This is a genomic window from Shewanella indica, assembly GCF_002836975.1.
Lineage (GTDB): Bacteria > Pseudomonadota > Gammaproteobacteria > Enterobacterales > Shewanellaceae > Shewanella > Shewanella indica.
The window spans coordinates 118,852-129,838 of the sequence record NZ_NIJK01000006.1; the positions used below are offsets into that span (position 1 = coordinate 118,852).

The 10,987-nt window shown below is 52.0% G+C and carries 12 protein-coding genes; 7 read left to right on the top strand and 5 right to left on the bottom strand.

What is annotated here, in order from left to right; all coding sequences use genetic code 11:
- Positions 1 to 9: 9 nt before the first annotated feature.
- The 3 genes from CX650_RS01550 to putP form a co-directional block, all read right to left on the bottom strand.
- On the bottom strand, positions 10 to 726 hold the full coding sequence (locus CX650_RS01550; protein WP_028780787.1) for an SIMPL domain-containing protein: 717 nt from the start codon (positions 724 to 726) through the stop codon (positions 10 to 12).
- A gap of 220 nt (positions 727 to 946) precedes the next feature.
- Positions 947 to 2,233: an OmpP1/FadL family transporter gene (locus CX650_RS01555; RefSeq protein ID WP_101094842.1), complete on the bottom strand. Its 1,287-nt coding sequence runs from the start codon at positions 2,231 to 2,233 to the stop codon at positions 947 to 949.
- A 352-nt stretch (positions 2,234 to 2,585) separates the two neighbouring features.
- Positions 2,586 to 4,037: a sodium/proline symporter PutP gene (gene putP / locus CX650_RS01560; protein ID WP_101094843.1), complete on the bottom strand. Its 1,452-nt coding sequence runs from the start codon at positions 4,035 to 4,037 to the stop codon at positions 2,586 to 2,588.
- Between the two features lie 166 nt (positions 4,038 to 4,203).
- Between putP and CX650_RS01565 the strand changes: the two genes are divergently transcribed.
- From CX650_RS01565 to CX650_RS01580, 4 genes are all read left to right on the top strand, one after another.
- Complete coding sequence (locus CX650_RS01565; protein WP_101094844.1) at positions 4,204 to 4,401, top strand: hypothetical protein; 198 nt, start codon at positions 4,204 to 4,206, stop codon at positions 4,399 to 4,401.
- Positions 4,402 to 4,417: 16 nt separating this feature from the next.
- Positions 4,418 to 5,011, top strand: coding sequence for a C40 family peptidase (locus CX650_RS01570; RefSeq protein ID WP_101094845.1), 594 nt, complete (start codon positions 4,418 to 4,420; stop codon positions 5,009 to 5,011).
- A gap of 65 nt (positions 5,012 to 5,076) precedes the next feature.
- Positions 5,077 to 5,706 (top strand): class I SAM-dependent methyltransferase, encoded by a 630-nt coding sequence (locus CX650_RS01575; RefSeq protein ID WP_101094846.1) that lies wholly within the window; start codon positions 5,077 to 5,079, stop codon positions 5,704 to 5,706.
- A 166-nt stretch (positions 5,707 to 5,872) separates the two neighbouring features.
- Complete coding sequence (locus CX650_RS01580) at positions 5,873 to 6,811, top strand: chemotaxis protein CheV (RefSeq protein ID WP_071475902.1); 939 nt, start codon at positions 5,873 to 5,875, stop codon at positions 6,809 to 6,811.
- On the opposite strand, the gene CX650_RS01585 is transcribed toward CX650_RS01580, so the two are convergent.
- On the bottom strand, positions 6,812 to 7,450 hold the full coding sequence (locus CX650_RS01585; RefSeq protein ID WP_101094847.1) for a hypothetical protein: 639 nt from the start codon (positions 7,448 to 7,450) through the stop codon (positions 6,812 to 6,814).
- 71 nt (positions 7,451 to 7,521) lie between these two features.
- Positions 7,522 to 7,881 (bottom strand): DUF2750 domain-containing protein, encoded by a 360-nt coding sequence (locus tag CX650_RS01590; RefSeq protein WP_025009498.1) that lies wholly within the window; start codon positions 7,879 to 7,881, stop codon positions 7,522 to 7,524.
- 209 nt (positions 7,882 to 8,090) lie between these two features.
- On the opposite strand from CX650_RS01590, the gene CX650_RS01595 reads away from it, so the two are divergent.
- The 3 genes from CX650_RS01595 (at position 8,091) to CX650_RS01605 (ending at position 10,876) form a co-directional block, all read left to right on the top strand.
- The gene (locus tag CX650_RS01595) at positions 8,091 to 9,302 is read left to right on the top strand and encodes a lytic murein transglycosylase (RefSeq protein ID WP_226684039.1); all 1,212 of its coding nucleotides are present in this window, start codon (positions 8,091 to 8,093) and stop codon (positions 9,300 to 9,302) included.
- A gap of 136 nt (positions 9,303 to 9,438) precedes the next feature.
- On the top strand, positions 9,439 to 10,323 hold the full coding sequence (locus CX650_RS01600; protein ID WP_226684038.1) for a WYL domain-containing protein: 885 nt from the start codon (positions 9,439 to 9,441) through the stop codon (positions 10,321 to 10,323).
- 70 nt (positions 10,324 to 10,393) lie between these two features.
- Entirely contained in the window at positions 10,394 to 10,876 is a 483-nt protein-coding gene (locus CX650_RS01605) for an FKBP-type peptidyl-prolyl cis-trans isomerase (RefSeq protein WP_039032870.1), read from the top strand.
- The last annotated feature ends 111 nt before the right edge of the window (positions 10,877 to 10,987 follow it).

The window sequence follows — 10,987 nt, forward strand, 5'->3', positions numbered from 1 at the left end:
TTCAAAAGTTCAGTCGTTGAGATAGTAGGTGAGGGTAGAGACGATTCGCACCTTCTTGATGTAAGGCGTATTACTGTCGCGATCGGAAATGGTGAAGGTGCCCTGGCTGGCTTGTTTGATCTTCCCAAGTACCGAGTCTGAATCTTTGGCAAACTTCTCGGCCACTTCACGGGCATTTTGGGTAGCCTCCTGCACCATGGCCGGCTTGATACTGTTGAGTTCGGTAAACAGGAATTCGGTGCGACTGTCATAGTCCTGACTGGCGATGGCTATGCCTTCTTTGGCCAGGGCCAGCAGCTTGTTACGGCTCTCAAGCAGCAGATCCACCTGGTGAGTATAAAGCGACACTGTCACCCGGGCTGCATAGCGATACTTAACATTGGGATCGACATAACCCTGGGCTTGCCTGTCTTCTATGGAAGGCAGAGAGACCGAGATTTCATCCTTGTTGAAACCTTGCTGTTCAAGAAAGGCTGTCACTTTATCTGTCTTTTGCTGCACCGTCTGATACAAGGTGTTGAGATCATTATCTACTTCATTGAAGCGAATCGGCCAGATGGCGACGTTGGCCTTGACCTCGCGCTCAGCCAGACCTTTGACCGCCACGGTTCGCTCCATACCTTTCATTGCCAGCAGGCTGTTTCCAATACTGGTGCCAAGCAGCAGTAAACCGGCGCAAATAAAACCCCCAAGCAACAGGGCCGCCAGAGAATAATTTTTACTCATTTCGAAATCCTTTTGTGACATAGGAGAGGTACGAAGTACGCCTTATATCCGGCCCTGTAAGCTAGCCGATGTAGCGCAATTTACACCTTCCATAAGATAACCAAGCCTTGGCGAGAATGCATCTGTAAGCTTGAATACTGCCTGAACAACTTGCTGTTAATCAACAAAGAAGCCGCCCCGAAGGGCGGCCTTGTCAGCTTAAATTCATTGGAGCTTTGGCTCAGAATTGATAGCTGTACTGTACTGAGTAGTACATGGCTTCTGATTTGGTAATGGCGTTAACCGGGCCAACTACTGCACTGTTTTCTACCAGTTCCACTTCTTCACCTTTAACAAAGGCCATGCCGAAGTCGATGGTTTGATGCTGGTTGATGTGGTAGCTCAGGCCTGCAGTGAACCATTGACGGTCAGAGTCTGGAATGGAGATAGAGCTAATTTCATCGACAACACCATTGTCGAACATGTAACCGGCACGCACGGTGAACTGCTCATTGATGTCGTAAGTTCCGCCTACACTCATCAGCCAGGAGTTTTTCCACTGATACTGCTTAAGAGGAGCATTGACATTATTGGCAATCACAGTACCTGTACCATAAATGCTCCTGACACCATCTTTGGCAGTAATTTGATCAAAGTTACCCCAGCGGGTGTATTGAGCCGTGTAATGAACCGCAAAGTTTTCGGTTAACTGGTGGAAACCGGCCAACTGGAATATGTCAGCCAAAGGCACTTCCAGCTCATCAAACAGGGTTGACGCAAAACTGTTTGTTTGGCCTGGTAAAGGTGTCAGTGTCGCAATATGACCACTCACATCGACATTGGGGCTGTAACGGTAGCTCAGGCCAAAACGGTTGTTCTCATTTAGCTCAAGTGTGGCACCAACAATACCGCCAATGCCCCAACCATCGGCATCCACATCGACCAATGGCATTTGATTGTAATAGCGATCCAGGTTGCCTTCGCCATAAACCAAATCCAGTCCGACGCCCAAACTCAACATATCATTGATGCGGTAGGATACACTGGTGTTGAAGTTGATGGTGGTTACTTCGGTATTACCTATCAGATCATAGGGAGCCGCAACTGTTTTGCTATTGACCAATGATGCGCTGTCTGTGCCGGTACCAAAGTTGGAAAAGGCCGCAAAACCGACAGCCCATTTATCGTTCAAAGGCTGGATGTAATAGATGTTGGGGATCCATTTGACGCTGCCTGCATCATCAATCCCACCCAGATCCACCTGGCCGCCCATGAAGTTAACGTCTTTGATATCTACCTGGACGTCAACAGTGGTGACACCAACCGAAATAGCGGCTTTGTCAAACAGTGCCATGGCGGCTGGGTTACGGGATAACACGGATGCGTTGTCTGCAATCACGGCGTCACCGGCAAAGGCACGGCCGATACCTGTGGCTGATTGGCTGTTGAGCTGGAAACCGGCTGCCAGGGTCTGGCCACTGATCAGCGCGACAGAAACTGCGATAAGAGTCTTGTTGAAATACTTCATTATTATCTTCTCTTTTATGTTTGCAGGTTGGCTGTCAGTCTTTAATACCCCACAGGCACCCGCTTATTAGTCCAGTGCATCTTATGGATGCTCCAGTGTGTCAACAACTCCGACCAGATGTGAAAAATTGTAATATTTTGGTTAATTTCTGCAAATGTGCTGCGAACGTGTCACGAACTGAAAAGTAGGTAGTTGACAGGAAAAGCAGTGATAACTGTGTTTTCAGCGATTGAAAACAACCATTGACAGTGTTGCCAAGCTGTAAAAGTTAGAGACACAATAAATTACAAACTGCGAACGCGTTTGGCGTACAAGTGTACGCCAAACTATGGCGGCGGCATAAGTATTGTGGTTAGAGACTCTGTTTGAAGCGACTGAATTGTGTCTGTGTAGCCTCGGATGGCGGCGACAAACGGCTAACTACAATCCCGGCCAGAGTTGCCAGAATGAATCCAGGCAATATTTCATAGAGGGCGAAGATACCGCTTTCCAATTGTTTCCAGATGATTACTGTCAAGCCGCCAACTAGGATGGTGGCAATGGCGCCGTTGCGGCTGTAGCCACGCCAAAACAGCGACAGGATGACCACAGGGCCAAAGGCGGCACCGAAACCGGCCCAGGCATAGCTCACCAGGCCCAGTACACTGGCTTCCCGATCCAGGGCAACAACGACTGAGATAATGGCAATGGCCAACACGCCGATACGACCGACCAACATCAGCTCCTTGCTTGAAGCCTCGGGCCTGAGCCACTTGCGGTAGAAATCTTCGGTGATCACGCTGGAGCATACCAGCAGTTGCGAGTCTATGGTGCTCATGATGGCCGACAAGATAGCGGCGATAAGCAGGCCTCCAATCCAGGGGTTAAAGGCGACCTGAGTCAGATGGATAAACACAGTTTCCGGATTCTTGAGCGGCTCATCGGCAAAGTAGAGCGCGCCGGCAATGCCGGTCGCCAGGGCGCCGATCAGGGAGACAAACATCCAGCTCATGGCGATGCGGCGTGAAACCGGCAGATCCTTAACACTGTTAATCGCCATAAAGCGTGACAGAATATGGGGCTGACCAAAGTAACCCAGCCCCCAGGCCAGAGCCGACAGCAGACCTATCAGGGTCAGCTTATCGCTCCATAACGACAGCATGGCTGGGTCCAGGGTATCCAGGCTTTGGTGGCTCTCTGGTTGGGTAAACATGCTGACCGGGACTATCAACAGGGCGATTAACATCAAGCAGCCCTGGAAGAAGTCTGTCCAACTGACTGCAAAAAAACCGCCGACAAAGGTATAGGCCACTATCACAGCGGAACCTATCAGCAGCGCCGTCAGGTACTCGAAGCCAAAGACATTGCTGAACAGCACAGCGCCGCCCACCATGCCGGAGGAGGCGTAAAAGGTGAAAAACAGCAATATGGTGACGGCAGATACCAGTTTCAGGAGGCCGCCCTCGTCGTTGAAGCGTTTCTCAAAAAAGTCTGGCAGCGTGAGAGCATTGTCGGCCATCTGGGTATAGATCCGCAGACGTTTGGCCACCAAGAGCCAGTTGAGCCAGGCGCCCAGTAACAGACCTATTCCCATCCAGGCCTCGCCCAAACCGCCGAGATAGACGGCGCCGGGCAAACCCAGCAGCAGCCAACCGGACATGTCGGAGGCGCCGACACTGAGAGCGGTCACCGCCGGGCCCATCTTGCGACCGCCGAGAATATAGTCATCGACCGAATCGGTCGCCTTGTAGGCCCAAAGACCTATCCCCATCATCAGGGCCAAATAACCCAGAAAAGTAATCATTACCGGGGTTTCAATATGCATACTGTTTTACACTTTTGTGTTGTTGTTTGGCGCGGATACTAGCAAAAGTTTGCCAAAGCGCCCATTGTTGACGGACTATGTGAAGCAGATCTGACCAGTCTTGGAAAAGATGTTCCGAAAAGTTTGCAGTAGTGAGTGTTAATTTACTCAAAAAAGGTGGGCTTAATTGGCTGAATCTTCACTAGAATTTAAACTTGCGGCTCATATTGACTTGTTTAAGGGCAAAGAGGGGCCCTTGGAGCGCGGATACCGGCGTCAGGCTTTTTATATTGCAATTGTTGTATCTGCAATTAGTGCTTTGGAAACCATGCTCTGCCGCCCCGGTACGGATCTGACAGAGATGCAAACCTTCGGCGAAGGATAATATAAGGAGTATGCCTATGGCGCTGCCTCTCCTATGGCTCGGTTCTGCAGCCCTCGGCACCATTTGGCTTGCCGATGAAGGACTGAAGCGTAAGAAGATCGCCCAGAATCGATTACTCAAGGATCTGCCGGTACAGCGCGTCAAGGGGCAGGCGCGGTTGACACCCAGTGAATGGTTTCACAGCCAGAGTGTCAAACGAGTGCAGCCCGGGATGCTGGTGTGCTGCCACGTATTCGGATTCATTGAACACACAGGTATTTGGCTCGGCGACGGTATGTTGGCCGAGCTCCACGGCAGTGGCCTTGTACGGCCTGTGTCGGTGAAGCGTTTTCTGGCAGGTCGCAGCGGCAGCAAGGTGTTTGTCGCCTGCGATCATCAAAGAATGCCTTTGGTCAGTGAACAAGCACTGGCCCGCGCCGGCGAGAGCCTGTTTCAATATCGGGATTATGACCTGTTTGATAATAACTGCCACAGGTACGTGTGGCACTGTATCAGCGGCAAGCCGCAAAGGGTGAGTAGTTTTTCGCGACTCAATCAACTGTTGGAAGACTTCTTTGGTCAGGGCATCTATTGGGATCAACTGCCGCTGGAACCCTTTGGGGACGAGTGAAGATGATTGTCGCCGCAAGGGCACTTAAAAGTTAACCATGAATTATTCTGCGTGGATCGCCATTTATGCAACTCAATCGCTTTGAAAAATCGATAGTCAGGCATCCGCTGCGTTTGTGGCTGCAAAGGCGGCTGGAGCGGCGGATGTTGCTGAAGCTGTTTGCCAAGCCTTTACCGGCTTTTAGTCGCGCCTTGGAGATAGGTTGCGGCTTTGGTGAGGGAATCGCTCTTGTGCGTCAGGAACTGGGGGCGCAAGAAGTATGGGCGCTCGATTTTGATTCCGACATGGTCAGCCACTGCGCCGGGCAGTATTCGGATCAAAACTGGTTGCATCTGTGCCAGGGTGATGGCAGCGGCTTGCCCTTTGCCGATAGCCAGTTTGATCTTGTGGTCGATTTTGCCGCCTTTCATCATATTCCGGACTGGCAACAGGCGGTGGTCGAAGTGTACAGAGTGTTGCGTCCTGGCGGCTATTTCGTCATGGAAGAGCTTTATCGCGCCGCCATCTGTAATCCTTTGAGTCGACGTCTGTTTGAGCATCCCCAGGAAAACCGTTTCAATCACGCTGAACTCTTGGCTGTTGTTGAAGATAGCGGCAACTTTGAGATTATTCGTCAACACCAGTTGTCGGGGCTGGCGGGCATCATCCTGGCCCGTAAAACCTTCGGCAAGCATGAGCGGAATAATGACGTGTAGTCAGGTAACTCTATGAAGGCAGATGTTTGTAACGGATATAACAGTAGCCAAGTGCATATCATTTAAGACAATTTAGCCTAAATTTGCCCTGAAGCATGGTTTGTTCCGCCGCTTTACCACTATAATCGACGTAATATTCAGCAGTAGAATTGGACAAGTAGTTGTTATGGCAAATGTATTGGAATCAGTAGATCAACGAACCCAACTCGTCGGAGAGAATCGGCTGGAGTTACTGCTGTTCAGGATCAGTTCGACTCAGCTGTTTGCCATCAATGTTTTTAAAGTTAAAGAGGTAGTGAAACTGCCGGAACTCTCGACCATGCCAGGCAGCCACCCAGCCATCAGTGGTGTCGCCAATATCCGTGGCGTTTCGATTCCCGTTATCAATCTGCGCAGCGCTATAGGTTTCTCGCCCATGCCTGTGGGCGAAGACGCTAACCTTATCATCACAGAATACAACCGTAGTGTGCAGGGGTTTCTGGTGGGCAAGGTTGAACATATAGTCAACATGACTTGGGGCGATATCATGCCACCGCCGAAAACCGCCGGCCGCAATCATTACCTTACAGCCATCACTCGGATGGAAACCCAGGGTAAAACTGAGTTGGTGTCGATTATCGATGTGGAAAAGGTACTGGCGGAAATCATCCACTATGACGTGCGTCTCTCAGAAGGTGTGTTGGATGAATCCTTGGTGGCCAAGATGCCGGGACACAAGATTTTAATTGTTGACGATTCGCCCACCGCCAGACGTCAGGTGCGCGATACTTTGGGGCAGTTGGGGCTTGAAGTGATTGAACGCAGTGATGGCCGCGAGGCGCTGGCGCTGCTTAAGTCCTGGTGCGATCAGGGGCTCAAGGTGACAGAGCAGATTTTGATGATGATCACCGACGCTGAAATGCCCGAAATGGACGGTTACCGTCTTACCTATGAGGTGCGTAATGACAAGCGGATGGCCGATCTTTTTATTACCCTCAATACCTCCCTCAGCGGCAGTTTCAATAAGGCGATGGTAGAAAAGGTGGGCTGCGATCGTTTTATTTCCAAGTTCCAGCCGGATCTGTTGGTGGAAGCCGTGCAGGACAGAATTCGCCAGCTGGGCTGATTAACGGCTGTTTTCCTGCTCCAGTTCGCGGATAAGTTGCTTTTTGGTGCGTTTGTCTGCGGCGATGTTGAGCCTGGCCAGGCGCACGGCGAAGGCAAATCTGTCGCGGCCGCAGATCGCAGTCAAGGCCTGCAGAAAGTCTTTATCCAGTGCAAAGTTTTTGGCGTAGTGCTCTATGGCGGCAAACACTGAGCTGTAGTGCAAGCCATCGAAGTCAAACCCGGTATTTGGGGTTTCGTCGCTCAGCGGAACTCCCTCGATGCACAGGGGCCAGCCCTTGGCATTGATCCTGTCCCTGGCCACTTCATACATAAACCAGGCGCTGCGTTTAAAACCGCCAAGAATTTTGCAGGAAAACTCAGATTCTTCCAGCTCTTCACGGGTCCAATTCAGCCCTATGGCCAGATGTTTAGCGTAGCGCTTCATCAATGCATCTTTAACTGCGATACGGCACTCGTATATCGAGGTGAGAGGATTTTGGCGGGCCAGCGTCAGGCACTCCTTACAGGCGGGCACGCTCAGCGAGGCATGCTCTGCATGGGGGGAGGCTTCAAAGGCGAAAATGTGCTCGCAGGGCTCGGCACAAAACCAGCAGCTGTGACGGCAATTAAAGGGGATGTCGACCATGGGACAGGGCATAGGGTTGTGCAGATGCTGCTCTGAGTCTTAAAAGAAGTCGGGAGTCTTGGTGACTCCCGACCTGATAAAGCTTATTCGGCTTCCACGTCCACCAGGAACTTGGCCAGCTCTACCGGCTCAACTTCGGGACATTCCTGCTCTGCGCGCCAATCGATACCAATCAATACGCCATCTTCGTTGAGATCTTCAATCCAGAACTCCAGCAGCTCTTCCAGTGAAATCGCTACCGGTGCGAAGTTGACCCACTCCTCGGTGCAATGGCTTTGGGCCACTGCCTGATCAGACCATAAAGGCATGACATCTGTGTCTTCATATTCGCTGGAATCACACACCACCCAGCCTTCGCCGGAGTCGTCCTGCAAGCCCCACACCTGCTGGTGCTCTTTGACGTTATCGATAAATTGGCTCAGTGCCGGCGCTAAATCAGTCATGATCTCTCTCTTGAGCAAGGGTTAGTGGCGCCATTATACGGCATAAGCACTGGAGTCCAAGTGAATCTTAACCTCAGATGAACAAACAGGAATAAATGCTTAAAAATCAGCTCAACGACAGGGAATTATGCCTGTGGGGCTTAAAAAACGCTGTGCGACTGGTTAGGATGGAGCTCGATGGGGTGTTTAATCTTTTAAGGAGTCGGAAGGTGTTCAGAGTATTATCCTGGTTTCCCCTGCTGTTGGCCACGCAAACGCTGGCAGCCCCCCAGAATGAGGATCCTGTAGAAGCCCTGATAAAGGCCGGGGAAGCGGCTTTTCCTCAGTGTATTGTGGAGATGCAGGACAAAGCCCTGAAAGCGGGGATCAGTCAACAGACCATCGACTCACATCTTAAGCAACTCAAGTTTGTCCCCAGAGTGATAGAGCTGGATCGCAGTCAGCCCGAGTTTACCCAGACATTTGCCAACTATTTCGATAAGCGGGTAACAGATTGGCGGGTTTCCAAGGGCAGGGAACTGCTGGTTGAACACAAAGCGCTGCTGGATAAGCTCAAGCGCGAGTACGGTGTGCCGCCGCAATATCTCTTGTCTTTCTGGGGCATGGAGACTAATTACGGGGGGTACAAGGGCAAGATGCCGGTGTTGGATTCGCTGGCAACCCTGGCCTGCGACTCCCGCCGTTCGGGCTTTTTTACCCAGGAGTTGATGACAGCGTTGAAGCTGAGCCAGAAATATGGTTTTGCTGCGGCCGATATGCAAGGCTCCTGGGCCGGGGCCATGGGACACACCCAGTTTATGCCCAGTGCTTATGCCAGTTATGCCGTCGATGGTGACGGTGACGGCAAGGCGGATCTCTGGAACAGCATAGACGATGCCCTGACTTCGGCGGCAAACTTTCTTGCTCACCTGGGGTGGCAGCGCAACGAACGCTGGGGCAGGGAGGTTCGCTTACCTGAATCATTTGATTATCAGCATCTGGGGCAGAAAAAGTCTCTCGCTGACTGGCAGGCGCTGGGGTTGACCCAGAGCAATGGCAGGGTGCTGCCACAGGCCCAGATGGAAGCCAGACTCTATCTGCCCGCCGGGCACGAGGGACCTGCGTTTCTCGGCTACGATAACTTCCAGGTGATCCAGCGTTGGAACCGTTCTGAGTTTTATGCCATCTCAGTAGGCCATTTGGCCGACAGAATAAGTGGCGCCGGTCGGCTTGCCAAAGCACCGCCGCAGCAAACCCGCTTGAGCCGCGCCCAGATAAAGGCACTGCAGCAAAAGCTCAATGAGCAGGGGTTTGATGCCGGAAAGCCGGACGGTATTCTCGGGCGTAACTCCCGCGCCAGTTTACAGGCGTTTCAGCTCAGTAAAGGCTTGGTGGCCGACGGTTTCCCTTCTGCCGAAACCTTTAAAGCTCTGGGACTCTAGTTCTGCTAATCAAAATGATTGCCGGTAGCCAAGGGATTGGCTAATGTTAGTTTATAAAGGCGCCAAGCAACTGCCCGGATAATGTTGGCAACAGAGTTTGGCGTTTTCCCGCACCGATTTGAACTCAGGGAATGATATGCGCAGCGAGATGAGCAACATAGACAAGTTGAGTCACGGCCAGCGTCAGCGTCTGGCCTTTATCGATTTCAGTTTGCAATATTTTGGTCAGGTCAGTCGTCAGGATCTGATTGCCAAGTTTGCCACCGGATTGGCGGCCGCCACCCGCGACTTCAGCCTCTATCGCGAGCTGGCGCCACAGAATCTCAAGCTGATGCACCCCAGTCGTCATTATCAGCGCCAGCATGAATTCAAGCCCTTGTTTCATCACGAGCCTGAAGCCATTCTCTCGGGGTTGGCCCGTGGCTTTGGAGATGGTTTGTCACAGCCCCTGGTGCCCAGCCAGGTCTGTTTCGATGCGGTGCGGCTTATTCATCCGGATACCGAGATTATCGCGGCGCTGATGCGCTCGATTCAACAAGGGCTGGCGCTGGCGCTGCAATATGTCTCCACCTCAAGCGGCGAAACTTTTCGAGAAATAGTGCCCCATGCGCTGGTCAACAACGGTCAGCGCTGGCATGTGCGGGCATTTGACAGACTGCATGGCAAGTTCAACGACTTTGTGGTGACCCGTATCAAGCAGGCCAGAGAACTTGAAAGCTCTCCCTTGCCCAAGGAGCAACCGGCAGCCGACAACAACTGGTTGACGCCGGTGGAACTGGTGTTGGTTCCCCATCCGAGCCTGAAACACCCGGAGGCGATTATGCTCGACTATCGTATGGAGGATGGCGAACTCAAGGTGGCCAGCAATGCGGCCTTGGCCGGATATCTGCTGCGCAGCTGGAGTGTGGATTGCTCTGTTAAGCATCAAATTGATGGTGGTGTTTGTCAGTTGGCATTGAAAAACCACCAGGTGCTGGAGCGACTCGAGCATCTGGCGATAGTGCCGGGCGCGGGGCGTTAATCCAAAGCAGTGGAGTGCAGGCGACAGTTTTGTTAAGCTGCGCCGGAATCATGAATACTGAGGACTCAGAATGAGCGTTAAAGAAGATATGGTGGTGCAGTTCAATTACACACTGCGCGATGAAAAGGGTGAAGTGCTGGAAACCAACGAGGGGCACGATCCCATCGCCTATCTGCATGGCCATGACAACATGATGCCCGGAGTCGAGAAAGCCATTGAAGGTAAAGAGATAGGTGCCAAGTTCAGTGTGACCTTGCCGGCCTCTGAAACTTACGGTGAGCGGGTTGAAGGCGCTGAGCAGCGCGTATCGGTAAAACACCTGATGGGCGCCAAAGTATGGAAGCCTGGCATGCGCGCGGTCGTCAATACAGATCAAGGTCAGCGTCAAGTGACTGTGGTCAAGGTGGGCAAGTTTATGGCCACTGTGGACATCAACCACCCATTGGCCGGTCGCGAGCTGACCTTTGATATTGAAGTGGTCTCAGCCCGTGAAGCCAGCCATGAAGAGATAGCTCATGGTCATGCCCATGGCGTCGGTGGTCATCAGCACTGAGTTTGGCCTTAACTGAAAACGCCCGCTTTAGCGCAACGTAGTTCACTTAAGCGGAGCTGCCTTGTGATTAACAGGATATCGGGTCTTTGATATTTTTACCGCCCTAGGCCG